At 59.3% G+C, this 20,505-nt stretch carries 25 protein-coding genes; 12 read left to right on the top strand and 13 right to left on the bottom strand.

The window, feature by feature from the left end:
• Positions 1-204: 204 nt before the first annotated feature.
• Positions 205-414 carry a hypothetical protein gene (locus AC1D08_RS33290; RefSeq protein ID WP_477425280.1) on the top strand — a complete coding sequence of 70 codons (210 nt, stop codon included), beginning with the start codon at positions 205-207 and terminating at the stop codon, positions 412-414.
• 418 nt (positions 415-832) lie between these two features.
• Here the strand turns inward: AC1D08_RS33290 and AC1D08_RS33285 are convergent, their stop codons facing one another.
• Positions 833-1,045 (bottom strand): cold-shock protein, encoded by a 213-nt coding sequence (locus tag AC1D08_RS33285; protein ID WP_477425278.1) that lies wholly within the window; start codon positions 1,043-1,045, stop codon positions 833-835.
• Here AC1D08_RS33285 and AC1D08_RS33280 point away from each other — a divergent pair.
• The gene (locus tag AC1D08_RS33280; RefSeq protein ID WP_477425276.1) at positions 956-1,357 is read left to right on the top strand and encodes an EAL domain-containing protein; all 402 of its coding nucleotides are present in this window, start codon (positions 956-958) and stop codon (positions 1,355-1,357) included. The two genes, AC1D08_RS33285 and AC1D08_RS33280, sit on opposite strands and share 90 nt — an antisense overlap.
• A gap of 333 nt (positions 1,358-1,690) precedes the next feature.
• Here the strand turns inward: AC1D08_RS33280 and AC1D08_RS33275 are convergent, their stop codons facing one another.
• Both AC1D08_RS33275 and AC1D08_RS33270 read right to left on the bottom strand, forming a co-directional pair.
• On the bottom strand, positions 1,691-3,613 hold the full coding sequence (locus AC1D08_RS33275; protein ID WP_477425275.1) for a potassium transporter Kup: 1,923 nt from the start codon (positions 3,611-3,613) through the stop codon (positions 1,691-1,693).
• Between the two features lie 80 nt (positions 3,614-3,693).
• Positions 3,694-4,545, bottom strand: a complete 852-nt coding sequence (locus tag AC1D08_RS33270) for a DUF4118 domain-containing protein (RefSeq protein WP_477425273.1) — start codon at positions 4,543-4,545, stop codon at positions 3,694-3,696.
• A gap of 794 nt (positions 4,546-5,339) precedes the next feature.
• Here AC1D08_RS33270 and AC1D08_RS33265 point away from each other — a divergent pair.
• The 6 genes from AC1D08_RS33265 (at position 5,340) to AC1D08_RS33240 (ending at position 8,511) form a co-directional block, all read left to right on the top strand.
• Complete coding sequence (locus AC1D08_RS33265; protein ID WP_477425272.1) at positions 5,340-5,582, top strand: sigma factor; 243 nt, start codon at positions 5,340-5,342, stop codon at positions 5,580-5,582.
• Between the two features lie 6 nt (positions 5,583-5,588).
• Entirely contained in the window at positions 5,589-5,873 is a 285-nt protein-coding gene (locus AC1D08_RS33260) for a sigma factor-like helix-turn-helix DNA-binding protein (protein WP_477425283.1), read from the top strand.
• On the top strand, positions 5,860-6,645 hold the full coding sequence (locus AC1D08_RS33255; RefSeq protein WP_477425270.1) for an anti-sigma factor family protein: 786 nt from the start codon (positions 5,860-5,862) through the stop codon (positions 6,643-6,645). Before AC1D08_RS33260 ends, AC1D08_RS33255 begins: the two co-directional genes overlap by 14 nt.
• Positions 6,646-7,164: 519 nt before the next feature.
• Complete coding sequence (locus tag AC1D08_RS33250) at positions 7,165-7,440, top strand: hypothetical protein (RefSeq protein WP_477425268.1); 276 nt, start codon at positions 7,165-7,167, stop codon at positions 7,438-7,440.
• Complete coding sequence (locus AC1D08_RS33245) at positions 7,437-7,724, top strand: hypothetical protein (protein ID WP_477425266.1); 288 nt, start codon at positions 7,437-7,439, stop codon at positions 7,722-7,724. The genes AC1D08_RS33250 and AC1D08_RS33245 overlap by 4 nt, the downstream gene beginning before the upstream one ends.
• A gap of 28 nt (positions 7,725-7,752) precedes the next feature.
• Positions 7,753-8,511: a DUF4336 domain-containing protein gene (locus tag AC1D08_RS33240; RefSeq protein ID WP_477425264.1), complete on the top strand. Its 759-nt coding sequence runs from the start codon at positions 7,753-7,755 to the stop codon at positions 8,509-8,511.
• A 184-nt stretch (positions 8,512-8,695) separates the two neighbouring features.
• Here the strand turns inward: AC1D08_RS33240 and AC1D08_RS33235 are convergent, their stop codons facing one another.
• On the bottom strand, positions 8,696-10,051 hold the full coding sequence (locus AC1D08_RS33235) for a chloride channel protein (protein ID WP_477425263.1): 1,356 nt from the start codon (positions 10,049-10,051) through the stop codon (positions 8,696-8,698).
• A gap of 1,035 nt (positions 10,052-11,086) precedes the next feature.
• Complete coding sequence (locus AC1D08_RS33230; protein ID WP_477425261.1) at positions 11,087-12,286, bottom strand: FAD-binding domain; 1,200 nt, start codon at positions 12,284-12,286, stop codon at positions 11,087-11,089.
• Between the two features lie 545 nt (positions 12,287-12,831).
• Between AC1D08_RS33230 and AC1D08_RS33225 the strand changes: the two genes are divergently transcribed.
• Positions 12,832-13,266: a Ros/MucR family transcriptional regulator gene (locus AC1D08_RS33225; protein WP_477425259.1), complete on the top strand. Its 435-nt coding sequence runs from the start codon at positions 12,832-12,834 to the stop codon at positions 13,264-13,266.
• Between the two features lie 436 nt (positions 13,267-13,702).
• Entirely contained in the window at positions 13,703-13,909 is a 207-nt protein-coding gene (locus tag AC1D08_RS33220) for a hypothetical protein (RefSeq protein WP_477425235.1), read from the top strand.
• Between the two features lie 72 nt (positions 13,910-13,981).
• Here the strand turns inward: AC1D08_RS33220 and AC1D08_RS33215 are convergent, their stop codons facing one another.
• Positions 13,982-14,203 (bottom strand): hypothetical protein, encoded by a 222-nt coding sequence (locus AC1D08_RS33215; RefSeq protein ID WP_477425281.1) that lies wholly within the window; start codon positions 14,201-14,203, stop codon positions 13,982-13,984.
• Between the two features lie 1,345 nt (positions 14,204-15,548).
• On the opposite strand from AC1D08_RS33215, the gene AC1D08_RS33210 reads away from it, so the two are divergent.
• Positions 15,549-15,752 carry a hypothetical protein gene (locus AC1D08_RS33210; RefSeq protein ID WP_477425257.1) on the top strand — a complete coding sequence of 68 codons (204 nt, stop codon included), beginning with the start codon at positions 15,549-15,551 and terminating at the stop codon, positions 15,750-15,752.
• 94 nt (positions 15,753-15,846) lie between these two features.
• On the opposite strand, the gene AC1D08_RS33205 is transcribed toward AC1D08_RS33210, so the two are convergent.
• Entirely contained in the window at positions 15,847-16,047 is a 201-nt protein-coding gene (locus tag AC1D08_RS33205; RefSeq protein ID WP_477425255.1) for a hypothetical protein, read from the bottom strand.
• A 471-nt stretch (positions 16,048-16,518) separates the two neighbouring features.
• Here AC1D08_RS33205 and AC1D08_RS33200 point away from each other — a divergent pair, with 471 nt between their 5' ends.
• Complete coding sequence (locus AC1D08_RS33200; protein ID WP_477425253.1) at positions 16,519-16,704, top strand: hypothetical protein; 186 nt, start codon at positions 16,519-16,521, stop codon at positions 16,702-16,704.
• Positions 16,705-17,014: 310 nt separating this feature from the next.
• On the opposite strand, the gene AC1D08_RS33195 is transcribed toward AC1D08_RS33200, so the two are convergent.
• The 6 genes from AC1D08_RS33195 to AC1D08_RS33170 form a co-directional block, all read right to left on the bottom strand.
• Positions 17,015-17,245 (bottom strand): hypothetical protein, encoded by a 231-nt coding sequence (locus AC1D08_RS33195; RefSeq protein WP_477425251.1) that lies wholly within the window; start codon positions 17,243-17,245, stop codon positions 17,015-17,017.
• A 66-nt stretch (positions 17,246-17,311) separates the two neighbouring features.
• Complete coding sequence (locus tag AC1D08_RS33190; protein WP_477425249.1) at positions 17,312-17,602, bottom strand: DUF1330 domain-containing protein; 291 nt, start codon at positions 17,600-17,602, stop codon at positions 17,312-17,314.
• Positions 17,603-17,854: 252 nt separating this feature from the next.
• Complete coding sequence (locus AC1D08_RS33185; RefSeq protein WP_477425247.1) at positions 17,855-18,010, bottom strand: hypothetical protein; 156 nt, start codon at positions 18,008-18,010, stop codon at positions 17,855-17,857.
• A 152-nt stretch (positions 18,011-18,162) separates the two neighbouring features.
• The gene (locus AC1D08_RS33180) at positions 18,163-19,119 is read right to left on the bottom strand and encodes an SMP-30/gluconolactonase/LRE family protein (protein WP_477425245.1); all 957 of its coding nucleotides are present in this window, start codon (positions 19,117-19,119) and stop codon (positions 18,163-18,165) included.
• Positions 19,120-19,377: 258 nt separating this feature from the next.
• On the bottom strand, positions 19,378-19,647 hold the full coding sequence (locus AC1D08_RS33175) for a hypothetical protein (protein WP_477425243.1): 270 nt from the start codon (positions 19,645-19,647) through the stop codon (positions 19,378-19,380).
• Positions 19,648-19,656: 9 nt separating this feature from the next.
• Positions 19,657-19,899 (bottom strand): hypothetical protein, encoded by a 243-nt coding sequence (locus AC1D08_RS33170; protein WP_477425241.1) that lies wholly within the window; start codon positions 19,897-19,899, stop codon positions 19,657-19,659.
• Between the last annotated feature and the right edge of the window lie 606 nt (positions 19,900-20,505).

Here is a 20,505-nt window from a genome sequence, read left to right as displayed (position 1 = left end):
GTTTCAAATTGATAGTAGCCTCAATGGCTTCGAAAGTGGCTGTGAAAAGTTGAGCTTCACGCCAGCACAGCGATACCGGGATTTGTTCAGCCGGCAGAGCATCGAGTCCTGCCATCGCGGGAAACAACCCGACGTTCATCTGCTTAACGCGACATCGGTCAGGAAGACCACAAGTAACTCGATCGGAGATGGGATATCCGAGATTTGCCGGGCGACATCGATGCTGACGTTGTGATTGAAGTCAGTCGGCTTCTCGATGATGCCGAGGATCTCGCACCTTTGCCGGTGCACGAACTGGTCAAGCGGATTCGTACGACACTGCAGACCCGCCTTTCCGATCTAGCAATCGAAAAACTGGTCGTCGAGATGGCGTCTAAACGTGGATTGCCCATGGTCTTCGACAAGCCTGCATGACCGGAGAGAATGGCAGGCCGAGAAAACGGCCATGTACAAGTCTTCGCCTGCCGGGCTGGCGAAGATAAGCCGTTGGCTTGACAGCTCTGACCATGGTTCTCAGTTCGCCGGTGAACTGGCAACGCGATATTGGCGATATTGGTAGCGGGATGGCCCATTCGGTGGCCGGACGTCGTCGCCCCAGTTTACCAGTTTCTCGCGCGCAAGAAAAAGGCCAGACCAAGGGTCCGGCCAGGTACGAAGGTCAAAACCTCCAGAGGGGAACGCGCCGGACGAATGGGAGGAATCATCCGACGCAGTGCGCATGTAGGTCAGCAAGGTGACACTTCAACGACATGCCGGTAGGCCACCAGACTTGATCAATTTGGTGCACCGAAGCTTGCGTGCCTGATGCGCTTGCCGAAATCACATGGCTGGTTCAGCCAGCCTTGCTCAGGTTGCCGGCCGACAATTTACCGGTCCGCCGATCTTGTTCTATCCTGTAGTTGACCTTCTGGCCGTCAACGAGCGTCGACACGCCAGCGCGCTCGACAGCAGAAGTATGGACAAAAACATCCTGTCCACCACCGTCGGGCTGAATGAAGCCAAAGCTCTTGGTCGCGTTGAACCACTTTACCGTTCCAGTTGCCATACGCGTCTGAAGATCGACCGCGCCTTCGTTGACCGAATGGCGACCCGCGCCGGCGACGCAGCCATCGTCAAGGCAATCGTCAGCCTGGGTCTGGGCTTTGGCCTCAAACTCGTCGCCGAGGGAATTGAGAGCGGAGAGCAGGCGGCGACGCTTCGTCGTCTCGGCTGCCACGAAGGCCAGGGTTACCTGTTCGGCCCGGCCATGCCCTTCAACGAACTCCTCAGGCGGTCGAACAGGATAGTATTTCGGGGTGCAAAATTCCCCCCAAGGTGGGGGGTCAGCTTCGCGCCTGATCTCGGTCATTCAGGCTGATTTCACCGTCTCCGGAAAGCGGACGTCGCCGGGGTCCCCTCGACAGAGTTGCAAAGGCAGCTTGAGTGCCTGCCCACTGAACCGGGAACAGGGCAGATAGTTGGCTCTAAACCTTGGACAGTTGCGTGATTAGGGCGATCGTAACATCCAGTAAGTTCTGTGTAGCGAACGTCCGACTGGCCCTCGATGATGGAAACTTAGGACAGGCCGACAAGCATCCGGCAGAGCGGATAACTTTCAAGCGCCGTCGAAAGTGGCAATCGGGCGCGTGCAAGGGCAGTACGCGCCTTTCGCGAGGCCAGAAACACATTCGACGGGAGCAACCCAGTCGGATCAGATCACCACCTGTGTTCCGATTTCCACCACACGTCCGGTCGGGATCTGGAAATATTCGGTCGCATCGGCCGCTGTCCGCGCCAGGCCGATGAACAACCGGTCCTGCCACACCGGCATGCCGGAATTGGGCGAGGCCTTGAGCGAACGTCGCGATAGGAAGAAGGATGTCGACATGATGTCGAACTTCCAACCCTGCTTGCGGCAGATCGCCAGTGCGCGCGGGATGTTGGGCTGTTCCATGTAGCCGAAGGTCAGTGTCACCCGCATGAACAGCTCGTTGAGTGTCTCCATCCTGACACGCTCGCTGTCGGGCACCACCGGCTGCGGCGCCGTCACCACGGAAAGGATGACGTTCTGCTCATGCAGCACCTTGTAGTGCTTCAGGCTGTGCATCAGCGCGGTTGGGGCACTCAAGGGATCGCTGGTCAGGAACACTGCCGTACCTGATACGAGATGGGGCTTTTTCTTCAACAGATTGCCGGCGAGGAAATCGAGCGGGATCTCATTGCGGCGGGTCTTGTCGAACAGATAGCGGCCGCCGCGCACCMAAGTCCAGATAATGAGGCACATGACCAACGCAATGGTTAGCGTAACCCAGCCTCCTTCGATCACCTTAATGACGTTCGAGCCGAGGAATACCAGGTCCACGACCAGGAAGAGTGCCGACGCCATGAGGGCACCGGTGAGAGACCAGCTCCAGATTCGTCGCATAACAATGAAGAGAAGCAGGTCAGTGACCACCATCTGGCCAGTGACAGAGATGCCATAGGCTGAGGCGAGATTGCCCGACTTCTGGAACCCGAGCACCAGCATCATGACGCCAATGCCGAGTAACCAATTGACCCTCGGAAGATAGATTTGACCCTCTTGCGTCTCGGACGTGTGCAGGATGCTGAATCGCGGCAGAAGATTCAGCTGGACAGCTTGGCGTACCAGCGAAAACGCCCCGGAAATGACAGCCTGACTGGCGATGATCGTAGCCGCGGTGGCCAAGGCGACCATCGGCACCAGCGCCCAGCGAGGCTGCATGTCGAAGAAAACATTCTCCGGCAGTTCGGTGCGGTTCAAAACAAAGGCGCCCTGCCCAATGTAGTTGAGCAGAAGGCACGGGAACACGATCCACAGCCAAGCCATCACAATCGGTCTGCGACCAAAGTGGCCAAGATCCACGTAAAGCGCCTCAGCGCCGGTCACAGCTAGAAAAACAGCGCCGATTGTACCGAGCGCAAGTGCTGGATTGGCCACGAGATAGTGGACGGCGTAGTAGGGATTGACGGCCCACAACACTCCGGGATTGGTGACGATGTGGCTTACTCCGGAAACCCCTAGCGCGAGAAACCATGCGAATGTAATCGGCCCGAAAACGCCCCCAATGGCGCCGGTCCCGAATCGTTGGACCGCGAAGAGCCCAGCCAGAATGACAAGCGTGACTGGCAAGACGTATGGCTCAAGGGCTGGCGTGACGGTCTCAAGACCTTCCACTGCAGCGAGCACCGAGATCGCTGGCGTGATCATAGAGTCGCCCGTAAACAACGCCGCGCCAAGCACGCCCAAGACCAAAATGGCAGCTGAGCGAGCCGGAAGACTACTGCCGGCCAGGGACATCAGGGAGAGCGTGCCGCCCTCGCCCTTGTTGTCCGCTCGGAGAACAAATGAGACGTATTTAACCGTTACGATGAGGGTCAGCGCCCAAATGATCAACGAAAGAATGCCAAGCACATCCTCACGTGTCGCCGATCCGTCCGATGCCGCAACAAACAGGGCTTCGCGAAACGCGTAGAGAGGACTTGTTCCGATATCGCCATAAACGACGCCGAGAGCGCCCAGAACCAGTATTCGCACGCTCTGCTGGGAGTGGACGTCATGCGCAGCGGACTGTGCTGCTGCAGCCCCGCCGTCGCCTGCATCGGCATTGCTCATGAACCTGCTCCTCCGGTTAGAGCAAACGTTTCGTTGTCGTTGTCCTGGCCTCGTTTGCTGACTTTTGCCTTCCCGGGTGTTTACGGTCGAGCATGCCGGAAATGTTGACGATCAAGGGCCAGGGCCAGGAAGCGACCCACGATATCGACCGACGTCGAAGGTGCCGCAGGACGTTCATCGGGGTCGAATGCGAGCCCGATGGCGGCGCGCGGGCCGCCTGCCGTTGTTTTTACGGGCCAAAAGTCGAAGCGCGAGGTCAGCGCTGGGTAAACTCCAGCGCTCACGACAAGTCCCGTTGCCAACGACGAGCACGCCGCCTCGATCTCGGCGTCCTGGGGCTCTACATTGCCGACTGTCTCGACGGAAACCACTTTGCCGTCCGAAACGAGAATGACGACGGCAGGAACTTGAAAGAGTGCGGCAAGAGTGCGGCAAGTGATCGAGACGATCGCCTTCGCATTGTCGATCCCCGCGACATCGCGACTGTAGCTTTGCAGCATTGTTGCCTGCCTCTTCAGAAGCGCCGCTTCAGTTGCGCGGCGCCGGGAGGTAAAGGCAACGCCACTGACGATAAGTCCGACGACAAAAAGCAGTCCGATCGCCCAGACGTTTGCCGGGTCGTCGACGATCAGCGTGTAGCGGGGCTCGGTCAGGAAGAAATTGTAGGCGAGTGCACCAAGTATCGCCGAAAAGAGCGAGGGGCCCAGACCTAGGCCAACGGCCGCTATTATCACCGGCACCACAAATATGAGCGAGATGTTCGGGATCGCCACCTGGCTGTCGACACCCACAGCCACGACCGTCGCGAAGGCGGTCATCGCAAACGAAGCAAGATAGCGCACCGCGGCGGGAGCATCGGCCAAGCCGAAAAGCGAATCGCCACCCGGCGACGATGTGATATCCTGTTGCATCCTCGGATTGACATCGCCCATCGCATCGCTCCCCGCCGGGGTTGCCGCATGACCCAAACCTAGGCCGATAGGCATAAAGATTCTATTCGTGCAGGAGGCCCAAGATATAAAGATCCCATAGTCGAAAAGCGGCGGATCGGGGACTCCCTGCGCGCAATGTTGGCGAAAGGGGGCGTCGCTTCTCTCGCCGAGGAGGCTTCGGCAAGCTACCGCGCGTTCGCGCGCCCGACAGGATTCGGCCAGTCGAAGTCCGTGCCGACGGCACCGACGGCCTCCAGCAGACGGCCTCTGCGACGCTTGGCGTTGACTCTGTGAGTCCCAACTTGAGCAAATCCGGCGATGCCTGGCCGAGTTGGCCGTCGGCTGCCATGGGGCGATCCATCCTGACAGGAATGCGCCGCACGACCTTGGCCGTCCTGCCGGCTCCGCCATGACTGCCCCTGTCGCTAAGCACTGCCCGTGAAGAAGGTCGGGACCCTTCTGTCTTGAATCCGGGAGCCCGCATAGGCCAGCCTCGCGCGCCTGGCCGACTATAATGCATTCGGACATCCTGCAATGCGGATGGTGCGGGGTCTGCAGCCGGAATAAAGTTCCCACCGCGATGGAATAGTTTCCGGCCGAACTTGGTAGATGCTGTGTTGAGGGTGAGCTTCGACCGTGGCGGCTACCTCCAGAGGCCACCATCGGAACTGGGGAGCGAAGCAGGCATTGATGACACATGACTATTCGACGCCTGCACTTCGGGAGGAAAGCGCTCCCTTCTGGCCCAGCGGCTGGGTCCCTGACCGCTGGGCCGATCCTAAGTGTCGGCTGATATGAGCGCGCGCTTTGACGTCACACCTCATCTGGAGGATCTATGGCGTTACGCCCGGGTGCTCACGCGCGATGACTCTGATGCTGACGATCTGGTTCAGGAAGCGCTCGTCCGCGCACTCTCATTGGCCAAGTCTTACGACACGTCGCGTCCATTGTTGCCTTGGCTGATCACTATTGTCCGCAACACCTTTTTATCCAGTGCCAACCGCATTACGGTCGACCGGCAGCGCCTTGCGTCTTAAGCCGAGCTGTCCGATCCAACGTCGCCGCCGGCGCAGGAGCATTGCGCCGAACTGGCTGATGTTGAAAGGGCGCTGGSTGATATGCCAGCGGAGCAGGCGGAAATTCTTCACCTGGTCGGAGTTTTGGGCTTCACCTATTCGGAAGCCGCCGAGTTGCTGGATGTACCGGCGGGGACGGTAATGTCCCGTCTCAGCCGAGCCCGCGCTGCCCTGAAGCAAAGCGTGGACAATCTAGGCGGCCAAGCACCGGGTTCGTTGAAAGTTGTGGGAGGCCGTGATGTGGCCAAATAGCCGTATTTCAGACGAAGAGATTAACCGGTTCCTCGACGGCGAGCTCTCGCCGTCCCAGCGATCTGATCTGCAAGCGCGGCTTGCGCGGGAGCCGGAACGGGCGGCTGAGGTGTTTGCACACGCGCAACGCATGGAGGCCTTACGCAATGCACAACCGCGGCGAACGTTTCCGCCACGCGCGAGTTTGGAAAAGGCGAGGCAGCTGGAGCGAGTGTTCCGCAGCAAGAAACTGTTGGCCGGCCTCAGGCTGCAAGTCGCTGCGGTCGTACTGGTCGTCATCGGTTGGTCGGCCAACTCGCTCACTCTACCGCTCCGCCAAGGCGGCGATAAGGCTGATCAGACCTTCATTTTGTCGGCACGGGAAGCCTTGCGTGTCGCGCAACTGAATGCCGGTCCAAAAACGGGCGCAGAGCCAAAGCAGGACAAGATCGAGCGCCTGGTGGGGGCTGTGAACGTAAGCATGCCCGCCTTACCGTCAGTCTGGGTGGTAAACGATGTCCAGGTGCAACCTTGGAACGGAAAGCAGAGCCTAGTCGTGACCGCCGATACGCCAAGCGTGGGCCGGATCACGCTGGTGGCTGCGCCGATGGACGGCGAGGATGCCGTGCCTCCCACAACCGCCACGGATGGTCGGGTGCCGACTGTGTATTGGCAGTCAGGAGGCACTGCATATGCCCTGATGGGCTCCGCAACGCCGGATCGGCTAGAGAAAGAGGCAAAGCAAATCGAAGTGGCGACGCGCAGAAACGTCTCTCCGAAGATAAGGGGCTGATGTCCATCGCGAAACAATGAGGAGTGTGTTCCGACGGGGCGTTGGTCTGTCCCTCCCAGATCTTGCGTTGAACGCAATCGCGTAATTACGGAGCTGAACGATGAGTGTCTTGACGTTTGAACGGAGGTATTATCCGTCACCTTGCCCGATTTGCGATGGAGCGGCACTCGAAGCCGATATCGCAACTCGAAAGGTCGAATTCCAATGTGCCTCATGCGGTGCGTACGAGATTACTTCGGCAGCTCGTTCTGCAATGAAGGGCCTTTCGCAAGAAAGTCGAAAGCTGTGGCTGTCCCAGGCCCGACAACAGGCTACGAGCTCGCAGCGAATAGTGCTGATCGCGTGTGCCAGTGAGCCGTCCATCCAGAAAAGTAGGGCATTGTAATGCAAGTCTGGAGGTGCGACCGCGCGGGGCACTTCCTCAGGGCCCGGCGCCAGGCTGGGGTGGTGTCGGGCCGTTTCCATCTTGGTGCAAATAACCCACCCCAGTGCCCGGTCCTTGATGTTCTGATAATCACGATGCGCAAGTTGGAAGAGTATGAAGAAATTGGCCTCATAGGCTATCCCGGCGACGGAGACTACGTCGCCGTGCTGCGAGACAGCGAACGCCAGAACTGGCTGCTCGGCGGTGAGCTGTGCGGGCTGGATGGGGCCGTCCTTGCCGATCAGGCAGCGGCTCTCCCCAGGTACTACCCGCACGGGTCTCGCCTCGTCTTGGTGACGATAAGAGACAACTGGATTGTCGCGCTCCGGGACTACGGCGCTGCGGAAACCAGCGAGAACCCCAACGGATGATCGCGAGAAAGGCCTTGACTCCAAGGAAGAAGGATTCGGCCGAACTCAGGCAGCACACCGATCTTCAGGCCGCAGCCATGCTACGCGCGTCAACAATGCCCTTTGATCAGCGAACTGAAGCGGCGATTTCGGAGATCGCCACCGAGATGAGGTTGGATCGGTTGGAGGTCATCCGCCTTGCGATTCAGGAATGGCTGGCGATGCGCAAAAGCGCGCGCTTTCCGACCGACGGCAGGGCGCCATATCAATCTATGGCGCCTGTCCGCTCGGACATCCCAGAGTAGATTCATCAATCGATCGTCGAGCCAAGCCATGCTGCACAGACACTCGAATGACCGTTCCAGTTTGGACTTGTACGAGCCGATAAATGTGCTCAAGCCTGTGGCTTCCGACGTCTGGATTGTCGATGGGCCTGAAATCAGGTTCGGCTTGGGCTGGCTCAAATTGCCCTTTTCAACACGCATGACGATCCTTCGGCTGCGCAGCGGCGAACTGGTCCTGCACTCGCCTGTGGCATATTCCCCCACGCTGCGATCATCGATCGAAATACTGGGACCAATTCGGTACCTGGTTGCGCCGAACTCCCTTCACTATTGGTGGCTCCCTGACTGGAAAGCTGCTGTCTCCGGTGCAACGGTACTGGCTGTGCGTGGGCTGGCGCAGCGAGCGAAGCGCCGGATTGATGTCGATACACTGCTGGTGGGTCGTCATTCACCCTGGCCTGATGAGATCGATCTCCTGGTGGTCCGTGGGGATATGCTTACGGAGGCCGTCTTGTTTCACCGCGGCACCCGCACGCTGATCCTCACCGATCTGATCGAGAACTTCGAGCCGAGCCGCGTTCATAACTGGCTTTTCAGACTTCTCGTAAGGCTTGCTGGCGCCGCAGACCCGGACGGCAAGTCGCCCATCGACATGCGAGCTAGCTTCATTCGGCGTCGTCAGGCATTGAAGTTGGCGGTTCGTCAGATGCTCGCCTGGCAGCCTGAACGGATCATAATCTCGCACGGTCGATGGTATGAAAAGGACGGTGCTTCTGAACTGCGGCGGGCATTCCGATGGGTGTTGTAAGGCCCAACTCGTGTCGAGCGCATAACGTGCTTTTGATATCTCGCTCCGATTGCAGCGACTAAGCTTCCCAAATGAACAGAACGGCTAAAATCGCTCTCTTGCTTGTGCTGCTGGCCGCGGCTGCCATCATCTTGTCCATTTGGTTTTTCGAGCCGCCGGATTGGGGAGCGCGGCTCTGAAGTCACTAAGCCGCCTTGACGGCATCTCCCGATACCGCTCGTCGCCTCCTGATCGCCTCGGCAATGAATACCCGGGACATCGCATGATAGAGTGGCTCATGCGAGATTAGACGGGCCGTCCCATAGCCCAGCATCGCCGCGCACATCAGCGCAATCACGTTGTCGTGGTTACCCGTCATCTCCAGGATGATGACGAAGGCCGTCATCGGCGCCTGCACGACGCCGGCAAAATAGCCGGCCATGCCGAGCAGGGCGGCTATGCCGGTGCTGGTGCCGAAAATCAGGCCGAGCGTGCTGCCAAGGCCGGCGCCCACCGCCAGCGACGGCGCGAAGATGCCGCCCGGAATGCCCGACACCATCGACAGCAGTCCGGCCGCGAATTTCTCGGCAAAGAAGAACGCCGGCAGCGGCGTGCCTTCAATGGCGCCGCGCGCCTGGGCATAGCCGGTGCCGAAAGTGAGGCCGCCCGAGGCGATCCCGATCGTGGCCACCGCCAGCCCGCAAATGCCTGCCACGGCCAGAGTGCGCCAGAGCGGCTGCAGCGCGTTCCAGCGTCGGATGCGGCGCATTATTCTCAGCGCCAGCAGCGAAAACAACGCGCCAACGCCGCCACCGATGATGCCGCATGCAAGCACCAGCGGCCAGTCGCTGGCGAAGGCGACTGTTTCCTTGGCGACGCCGAAATAGGTGTAGTTGCCGAGCAATCCCAACGAGGCGAGACCGGCCAGGATGACCGCAGTCAGCACCAGCCCATTGGTACGCGATTCATAGGTGCGGCCCATTTCCTCGATGGCAAAAACGATGCCGGCAAGCGGCGTGTTGAAGGCGGCGGCAATACCGGCGGCGGAGCCAGCCAGGATCAGGCCTCGCGCCTGCGCCATGCCGCCCCAGCGCGCTGCCTGCAGCATCAGCGAGGCACCGACCTGCACCGTTGGCCCCTCGCGGCCGATCGAGGCCCCACAGAATAGGCCCACGACGGTGAGCGCGATCTTTCCCAATACAAGCCGCAACGACAGGATGTGGTCCCGATCCTCGTCGTCCCGCAGATGGCGCGCGGCAATCGCCTGCGGGATGCCGCTCCCCTGCGAGCCCGGAAAGAAGGAATGGGCCAGCCAGGCGCACAGCACGAAACCCAGTGGCGTCAGCACCAGCGGCAGGTAGAAGCGCCAGCCGCCGCTGGCGCCAATAACGGCGTGGAACAGTGCCTGCGCTTGGTCCGCCAGAATTGCGAACACCACGCTGATCAGGCCGATCGAGATGGCGCCCGCCCAAAAGACAATGCGAGGCTGCCAGACGCGTCGCGAAACCCACATCGCTTGCGAGCGCCGCAGCATCGGGTGTTTTCGGGAAATGCCTGCCATGTCGGGCCCTGTGGTGGTTAGTCCGGCCTAGCACATCGGCACAGCCGATCAAACCCATGGCAGCAGGCCAGGCGCCGACAACTTGCCGTTGGGCGCGTCTGCTCGCATCCCATTATCGCCTGCAGAAAGGAAAAGCATGAGCCCGCGGCCCACGCCTGCGAACATTCGCCCGCTTGTAATGTACTGGTAAAGTTGTAGGCGTCCGCCCCGAGCCGGCATAGAGTTCGGGCATGCGATACTGCATGAAGTGGTTCGCCGCACCACTCACGTCTCCGGCGATCTGAGCAGCTTCTTCGGGTGACTGGCCTGGCTATGGCATACCTCACACGACGCATTGGGCGTCGACGGAGACGACCAGGCTAATCATTGGATTTTCTGAATCCTTCGGAGCATACTGCTCACTGCGTTCCTTGTGCGAGGGATAGCCAATGCGCATAGGTGCAAAAAGCATCCCAATTGAATACTACATTCTCAGGATTGCCGGACCGTCCGCTTCGCAGTCGTGTGCCGGCGGCGCTGTTGTTGGCTATCTTGCCGATCGCCCGATCTTCTCCGTAGTGGTTGATTCAAGCGGCACTTGCTACCGATACGTTGGGCTTGCGTCACGACTGCCCGACGGGCGTTATGACGTCCAATCCCTCTCTCCCGGTGAATGGATCGTCGAGCCGGGACTTATTTACAGTTCGGAACCCTGATCCTCCTGCGGCAGGAGAGAGCGCGGCCTTCGACAAGCTGTGCGTCACCTCCTTACAAAAAAGGACGCGCGAGACCATTGGCAGTCAGTGAGATCAGAACGGCCCAGCAGGCACGGACGGGAACAGCCGCTGGGCCTGCTGGGAGCGCACTCCTCCCGAAGGCAAGCGCTGATTTCGTCGCAAATCATCAATGCTTGCGCTGGCGCTCCAAGCGTCCGACAGCGGCCCGCTCTTGACGCGCCGCGTCGAAGTTCTCTGCAGATACCGATCCTGACCGAAAAGTATTCCAGTGTGACGGTCATTTCACAAAGGTTTAAAGCGCTCCGATGCCGGAAGGCGATCAACTGCCTGGGGTTCGCCAATGATAGTCAGGAAGCTGCACGGCGTCGGTAATTTCCTTGCCGATCACTAGACGCGCCAGCCCAGGTACCGCGAATGCCTTTGTAACCAAGTTGCGGAACATCAGGCCGAGCTTTGTCCTGGGTGCCAACGCGGCCGCGAACCGCTCGGCGCCTTGCTGCTTTGTTCGGATGTAGTCCCGCAAGAACGCTTCGTAGCGGGGGAAGGCCTCCTGATGCCGTCCTCCAGCTTGCAAGAGCTCGCCTGCCAGCACGTAGGCGGAAATCATTGCCAAGGCTGAACCTTGTCCCGCCAACAGGGAAACGCAGAATGCGGCATCGCCGGTGAGGGCTATGCGACCTTTCGACCAACTGTTCATCCTGATTTGGCTGACGCTATCGAAATAGAGTTCGTCTGCATGGCCCAACTCCTCCAGGATGTGAGAGCATTCCCACCCTCCATCGGCATATTTCTCCCGCAGCATTTCCTTTTGCAGGTCCAGCACGGTTGGCAGAGGGCCGCTGTCGACGACGAAGACGAACAAGAACAGCGTGCGATTGCGATGCAGCGTGAACCGGCCGAGCATTCGCCCTGGCCGCCCGTACATCAAATACACGTCGTCGTCGCGCGGCCGGTAACCTTCGGCCTCAAATGCCGCGACGGCGTAGCCGAGTTTCTTCTCGAATTGCCGCTGGGGCCCGAATGCCAGCTGCCGAACGCCCGAATGCAAGCCATCTGCGCCTATGACCAAGCCAAACTTGCGTTCGCCTCCATGTAAACGAACCCGCACGCCATCTGGCGCTTCTTCAAGCCCGGCGACCTCGTTGCCGAAAATAATCTCTGTCCTGTCTTTGGCCTTTTCGAAGAGCAGCCGCGAGAGATCGCTGCGCGCGAGCGTGACATAGCGGCCGTTTGTCAACTCACCGAAGACGTCTGTGCCAAAGCCTGCGGCGCGCTTTCCGTTATCGTTCACGATGCGCATTTCGCGCACATGATATCCCACGCGATTGATGTCTGCCTTGAGGCCCATCCTCTCGGCGATCCAATAGCCAAGACCCCAAAAATCAATGACGTAGCCCCCAGTGCGCAATTCAGGCGCCTGTTCGATCAGAGTCGGCCGGAATCCGGCAGCGGCGAGCCAAAAGGCAAGGGCAGGCCCCGCAACGCCCCCGCCGGAAATCAACACCGTTCGGTCGGTCATATTGAGCTACCCCTTTAAAGCACTTCGCCGGGGTAGACGCCCCACAAGTCGGTTTGTTTGACGAAGCCGGACGTCACCCCTAGCGCAACGGCGCACCACTTCCCGTCACACCGTGTCAGTTTGACTCGGACGCGAGGCTCGAGCCAGGCGGTTGGCGCCGACGCCGACTGCCGCGGCCACGCCACCGTTGGCCTCAGCTGCGACCACTCAAAACATGCGCTCCCAAAGCCGGCAGCCTCGGCGAGGGACTAGGCGTGTCCGCCTGAGCCGCTGGATGGAGTGACGTCAACGGTCGCTGCGAAGCCGATGGATCTCGTTATCCCCAGGCGGGTTCGTGACCATTCGAGCTTAGCGCAATGAACCGCGCGTGATCAAATTATCCTAACATTATGGCTAGTTAATCGACGTGCCGTGATCAGTGTGCTGCCTACCTGTTGCGCCACTGGCTGCTTCGCTCATCGACGGCGAGCTAGACGTCAGGTTGCGCACTTAAGACACCTCTAATAAACAGGTTGTTTGTCAGCTAAAAATCGGGGGACCGACAAATGACCAACGAAACCAGCCACCGCGCAGCCGAACTGGCCGGGCTAACGGCGGATGTTGTCTCCGCATACGTAAGCAACAACCCATTGCCAGCCGCAGCCCTGCCGGACCTGATCGCCTCCGTGCATCTGTCGCTCTCAGGTCTCACTCAGCCGGCAGCACCGCCAGTCGAGCCACTGGTGCCAGCAGTCAATCCGAAGAGGTCGGTATTTCCCGACTATATCGTGAGCTTGGAAGATGGCCGCAAATTCAAGTCGATGAAACGCCACCTTGGTTTGCTTGGTATGACGCCTGATCAATACCGCGCCAAGTGGGGCTTGCCCCATGACTATCCAATGGTCGCGCCAAGCTATTCCAACCGCAGATCGGCTCTGGCGAAGGCTAGTGGGCTTGGCCGTAAGGCCGTGCCGGTTAAGAAGGCGCCAGGTAAGCAATAGGCGAGGGCTTAGTCGGGCGATCGGCACCATAGATGTAGCTAGTTGAACGCATGGAAAAGCCCGCCGACCGGGAATGGTCACTTCTGTTGTGTGACGCGCGGCTTGCCCCTGCGGCAAACTCGCCGGGCAAGGACCCCAACACCTCAAACCCGGCGAGCCTACAACCTGATCAGATTACGCGATCAGGACCGGCGTCAGCCGGCAAGCTCACGCAGCAAGACGGATGCCAGTTGTCATTCCCGAAATGGGGCACTTGCAGGCATGACGTTGCGTCAAGACTCAGCTACTCTAACGCTGCGGCGGACCTGATTTTCCGCTTGGCCGGCGCCTTTCAGGCAACCTCCCCCTATGGCGCCGGCCTTCTTCCTCCTAGCTTGCCTTCGCGCCCAGGTTGCGCGATGCTGCCCTCGGGGAAATAAAGAGATGGGGCAATCCAATGGCAGCCGAGATCAAGAGCGAGAAGCAAGCAATTGCCATCGACAAGTGGGAGGTAGCCATGAGTGAAGCAGTCGGAGGCGTCGTGCTACTACTGTTCCCGACCGAAGGGGATGTTGTCCCGATCATACTTAGGCCCGCTCAGGCAACAAAGTTGGGCCACGATCTACAATCGCCCAAGTTCATACCGAAGCCGACAGTCCAATGATCTGACGCCACACGTAGCGCGACATGATCGGCATGCCGATTGCCTGACTATAGACTGCCTACGCAGCCTACATCAGCGCTTCCTCACCTTCGGCGTGATCTGATCGATCCTGACCTTGTCGCCAATCTCTTTTGCCATCGCCAAAGCCTTGGCCTTGGCCTTGGGCGTCAGGACGGTGCGCGGGGTGCCCGCGGCTACCCTCGGCGAGTACCTTAGGGAGTACCCGATGCCATTTAGGCGACGGCTTTTCATTTGGCGCGTCGCAATGGAGAGTTCCAGATGGATCGGCAGCATCGACGGCAACGGTTTTCGACGGTTCGAACAAGATGTGCGCCATGCTCGACACCGTAGACATCATCGTCTCCCTTCAAGGGCGTGGCGTCGGGCGTTTAAAGCCACCCGTCACGGGCTGATCTACAGATCCTTCGCCGCGCGGCACACTAGAGCCGGCGACGGAAAGACGCGCCAAATTCCATAGCCGCCGAGATGAAGATCAGCCGGTCGGATCTCATTGAGACCCTGCTGCGGGAGTGGCTGGAAACGAACGCCTATCTGCCGGTACGGATGATCGATGAGGAAAGCGAGACAGACGGGAGCGCTTAAGCAAAGGCTTCCGCGATCACACCATAGGCTCCGGCGGCCCGTCTGTTAGGATGTTGGCTGGCGGAAACCCAACCGCCCGGCCGGCGCCTTTACCCCAACAAGGCCCCCCGCCCAACAGGCGTCGGCCACTTGGTTAGGCGGCTTTCAAATCAGGCAACAAGACCCGCCGCTCCATTTGCGAAGCGGCGGGGGCCCCGCTGACACCGCAATTGCGGTGCCAACCCCATTGACCCACTACGGGCCACCTTTGTGATTGGCGCAAGATGATATTGCCGATAAATATTAACTGTGGCTAATGCACCACCCTTGGTCGGAAGGGAGCAAAGTGGAGAGGTTCTTGGCACGCTAGTTGGTCGCGATGCGTAGCGGCTACAAGGCCACAGAAAAGCGCCTTGCCAGCACGCGTTTCTGCCTGGTGGCGCCCTAGCGTGGGCGAAGCTTGCGCGCCGGCCATTAGTCTGCGCTAATTTGTTGGTGGCGGTGACGACCCCAACCGCGCCGCCACGGCCAGCGCGAACTCAGCAACTGCTTTACGGCACGCGCTGGCCACTATGAGAAGGGTTTGACGTTCCCGCGCTGCTTGAATCATGAGCATATTAACGCCTGCGGATCTTTTTCCGCATTGGCCAAAGCCTCTCAGGCGACCTCACAACGAGCGGCGCCGGCTATTTTCCATCCACGTCTAGCTGAGATACGGAACTGCCCAGAGCCCTGACGCGTTGATCGCATTAGGGAGATTAAACAAATGACTGTCCAAACGGACTACCGAACCAACAGAGCCGACTATGCGATTGCCGCGAGGCATGGCCGAGCGAACGCGGATGATGATCGTGATGAGCTGCTGGAAAGAAAAAAGCAGTCGCTTTGGCTGAGAGATCGGCGATCAGCCAAATTGTCCGCAAACCCGTCGGAAAGCTTGCCGGGACCGAAATCAAAACCGCGCGGTTAGGCCATAAGCCGGCAGCACGTTTTCCGTTCCAAGCCCTTGATGAAAAGTCGGGCTGGGTGTTTGTTTCCCTTTCGTTGAGGGACGGTAATGCCTGTGAACGTCAACGAGCCTGCCACTTGGTATTCCGAGCCCGGAGCCGAAGGCGACCACTTCGATCTGCTTCAACTGGCCGTGGCCCAGGCCATGATGGTTCCACCGGATCGAAGGCATCCGAGTGCGTTCATCTTCACCAAGTCGGGCTCGATCTACGGATGGGACGCCATTGAGGAAATGCACCGCCGATATCGATAGCTTATCCCTCCTCCCGAAAATCTTGGATCGCGGCATACCCCCAACAACCAAGCAACCCCGACGTGCCGGCCACCCCCCAGCGGCTGGGTAGCGCCTACTTCCGCGCGATCCAGTCCAGCATGGCCTCGTCAATATCCTCCACGCCGGTGAAAGCGCGGATCAGCCTCGCGGCGTGATTGCGCCATTGATCGGCTGGAACGCTCTCTTCGAGAACGGACTTCTTAAACGCCTCGCGAATGACGTCGCATTCGAAGGCGGACACGGTATCGGATTCTCGCTGACAAGCTTGGGCCATATGAGCCTCCCGCGCAGTTGGGCGGGAGCACCTGAGTTGACTTCCAAGCGTCCGTTTGCCGTAGAGATGGCGGACGACTTGGGCAGCGTACGCTTTCGACAGTGGGCTAGCGAGTCATTTATCTACGGAACTAGAAGCCCCTTGCTACGTTGCGCCCTTGGCATGACCGAAGTACCGCTAAGCGCTGTAACCGTTGCAGTTCAGCGCTTGGTCAAAGAGACAGGCATCACCGAAGCACAAGCACGCGAGCTTATCGCCTTCCTTGGGCCTCTCAACTGGCCATCGCTCATGCGAGAAGCGCGCATTCTAGCCCGAAAGCCCTAGTCGAAGCAGACACATAGAGGGCGGGCCAGCGCGCGTTCTGTCTGGCCGCTGTCCTACACCGCCGACGCGTCTTGCGCGGCCCTTGGGCGCTCTGTCGGCGACGGGCCTGAATAGAGCTATCTAGCGGAATGTGCTATGATTCGCCTTATGGGCAAGAAGGCGAATCAGAAGGCCAAGCAGGCGATTGATGAGTTAGAGTTAGAGGGCGCGCTTGAAGCGGAAGCCGCCTACTACGCCCGCAAGGTCGGCATCACTAGAGACGAAGCCGCCAAGATCATCCGGGAAGCCCACGCACCGAAGCTGTCTATCGTCCGCAAAGAAAAGGCCAGATAGCCGCCTAGGCGGTCATCTTTCATGGGATGGCGCTACCCATCCGTAGAAGGTCGCACCGGCCCCGTCCCGTACCATTGAATGAGCGGGCAGCGGGCCATTGGTTTCGGCAGGTGGAGGCCCACCGGGCAGCAAAGTGCCGTTCGCTGCCGACGCTGATAGTTAGCTGGGTTTACCAGCATCGGCGACTTACGGATTCGTAAACAGAAAACTGGACGGCAACGGGGTCTGCGCATGGCTGGTGGACGTCTTGACGAGCTAGCGGAAAGTCGGTTTCCAATCACGGTTCCGCTCCCTCTGCTGGCCCTCGTAGTCAGGAATTACAGTGAAGAACACTGGACGGCGATCCCGGCCCACGGCTTGACAATCCGAACAGCCGCAGAGCCCGACCATAATCCCAATGCATCGAGCCATGGTTGGGGCCGAGCCGATCGATCAGCGTCTGGATGTCGAGCTTTGTCGATTTGCAGCACATAGGATGCCCGCAATTGACACACATGGTTTCACGGGCTGCCAGGGTGTCGGCGAGGGTCTTCTGAGGCATGGCGATCTCCCGTTGAAGGGGTCGCCGCAACCTGATCTCGAACGCGCCTGCAAGAGCCAATAAGCGCTAATCTGCCCCATCAACAATGATGGCATTGCAAGTCATGCTCTGCAGGCGAAGCGGTAGAATCGCCTGATAGGCCGGCGACCCATACCAGGCTTCGGCAGCCGCCCGAGAAGGAAATTCTATAACTACGGTTCGCCCGAAGGGCCACACACCTTCGATGATTGTGAACTGTCCGCCGCGGGCAATAATTTTGCCTTCGAACGCAGCCAACGTTGGCATGACCACCTTGCGGTAGGCATCGAACTTTGCCTGATCGTGTAGATTTTCCTGGAAAACGACGAAAGCACGCATGCCTGAACCTCCGGATGCAAAGGGCTGGACGTTCCAATCTCTGATCGAAGCGAAGATGGCGCCGACCGCTTTCAGGCGACATCCTCCTGGCCGATCGCTATCCAGTCGCAAAAAGGAAATGGCCGGTACGGTTGGGGTGCTTGGTGTTGGGGGTGACCGCACCGGCCACTGCGGGATCAGGCTTTTGGGATCGTCCCCCGCATTGCCCAAGCTAAATGCATATTAGCAATAGCTCAACTAAGACTGAAGTCCCTAAGCCCCCCGATCGAACGTCGGCTTCCAGTCGCGGTTGCGCCGCTGCCGATCGCCTTCATAGTCAGGAATGCAGGTGAAGAACACCGGCCGGCGATCGCGGCCGGCGGCCTTGCAATCCGAGCAGACGAAGAGGCCGACCACGTCCCGGTGCATGGACCATGGTCCGGCCCGAGGCTGTCAATCAGCGCTTGAATGTCGAGCTTTGTCGACTTGCAGCACGCCGGGTGCTCGCAATTGACATACATCGTTTCGCGGGCGGCCAGGGTGTCGGCAATGGTCTTGCAGTGCGATTTCTGGACAGGCTTCTAGCGCGCGCCCTTCACACTCATCTTGATACCGTAAACACTGCCGGTGGCTGTGATGAAGAGCAAGTCGTTATCTTTGCCACCAAAGGTCACATTTGTCGTCGTCTCGGGTACGTCGATATGTTCGATCCTCTTTCCCGTTTTATCGAATATAGTCACACCAATTTGCGTGAGATAGACGTTGCCCTTAGAGTCGATGGTCATCCCGTCAGAACCGAGTTTGCAGAAGAGGCGTTTGTCCGTGAGCTCGCCATCGGGCTGGATATCGTACGCGTAGGTCCTACTCGCGCCGTAGTCCGCCACGTAAAGCAACTTGCCGTCAGGCGTGCCAATGATGCCGTTGGGTTTCTTCAGGTCGGTCGTGACACGCGTGACGGTCTTGCGGTCGGGCGTGACGAAGTAGACGTCCTGGCCATCCACCCGCGTGTTGCGGTCGTGATTTGAATCGAAATCAGGGTCGGTAAAATAGATGCCGCCGTCCGGACGAATCCACAAGTCATTCGGGCCGTTGAACACCTTGCTGTCGAAGTTCGTCACCAGCACCGTAACCTTCTTGTCGGGCGCAATGGACCATAGTTCGCCCTTATCGGGGGCAACGGCGATGAGATTGCCGGCCTTGTCGAAGTAAGTTCCATTCGCGCGGCCCGCTGGCTTGAGCCAGTCTGAGAATTTCCCGTCCGCCGCGCTCCACTTAACGATCCGATTATTGGGGTCGTCGGTGAAGAACACGTTGCCCTCAACATCCGCTGCCGGACCTTCGGTGTATCCATAACCTTCGCCCAATTTTTCCAACTTCGCACCAGGCGCGACGACGGAGGAATCCGCCGCGAAGGTGGAACCTGTTGTGAGCAACAGAACGCCGAGAAGTGCGCAGGTGAAGCCGAATGCTTTCTTGAGCAGCAGATTGGGCCAAAATTGGAAGTTGTCTGCGGCGTCAGCAACCAGAAATCTTGTCATGTGACGATTTCCTCTCATGATAGGCGGCCATTTGTGCTCCCTCCCTTGTCGTCGAACCCCTTCGCCATCGCTTTGGCCTTCCGATTAGATCTTTACCGGCTTGTGCTCCACCTTTTGCAGCTTCCATCGTTCTTACGGATAGGTCCCGAACATATTAGCGAAAGCGTATATTTTCGCCAGCCGGCACGCGCCCCAACCCGCGCCGGTCAGGCCCGACAGGTCTGCTGGCCCCCCCGCCGTGCGGAGATGCCGGGCCGCTTAGTCTGAGCGTCGCTGCCCTGGTGTCTTCGGATGGCTGGTGAACGAGATGTTCCGATCTGGGCGCCCCGCGTCCCGGCAAGCCCGGCAAAACAGCACCTTGATTAGATCCCAGTGCATACAGCCATGGTCTTCGCCGAGACGGTCAACCAGCGCTTGGATATCGAGGTCGACTTGCCGGCGACACGTCATGCAGTCGACGGAAAGCCCCGACCCGATCTGCAGCTTCTTGCCGAGCGTGTCTTCGACGAACGGATATTTCATGGTCATGGGATGGCACTACCCAGCCTTGGGAGGCCGCACAGGCCCTGTCCCGTACCATTGAATGAACGACGCATCCCTTCCGGTGATGTCCTTGACCGTCTTCAACAGCGCTTCGTGGGTGCGCTGGAGCGCCCGGCAATGGTCGCTGCTAGGTGATAGCAACGGCTGGACGATGCTTTTATGAAGTCGTTCCGCCTCCGTCAGGAAGCGCTCGATTTCAGCCTCTGAAAGCTGCTTGGAAAGTTTGGTTCTGGCCATAGGCGATCTCCGTTGAAGGCGTCGCCGCAACGAGAGGATCATATTCCCGCTCTCGGTGGTGCCGGCAAGTGCAGTCCTATTGAGGCTGCAGAAATTAAGGAGATGCGTCGGGTCCGCTGCCGGGGAGACAGCGGACTCAAACTAGGGCCAGGAGGGGCAAGGCCCTTTATGATCCCTATGCGGGGATCATGGGTACAACACCAGACTGTTACAAACGTTCCGTCGGCTGAAAGATATATCCCGGGCTGAGGGTGGCAAACTCGCCGGGCAAGGACCCCAACCGCCTCAAACCCGGCGAGCCTACAACCTGATCAGATTACGCGATCAGGACCGGCGTCAGCCGGCAAGCTCACGCAGCAAGACGGATGCCAGTTGTCATTCCCGAAAATGGGGCACTTGCAGGCATGACGTTGCGTCAAGACTCAGCTACTCTAACGCTGCGGCGGACCTGATTTTCCGCTTGGCCGGCGCCCCTTAGGCAACCTCCCCCTATGACGCCGGCCTTCTTCCTCCTAGCTTGCCTTCGCGCACAGGTTGCGCGATGCTGCCCTTGGGGAAATAAAGAGATGGGGCAATCCAATGGCAGCCGAGATCAAGAGCGAGAAG

The sequence above is a fragment of the Mesorhizobium sp. P2_E6 genome, from assembly GCF_056403835.1.
This window is presented reverse-complemented; position numbering and strand designations above follow the sequence as displayed.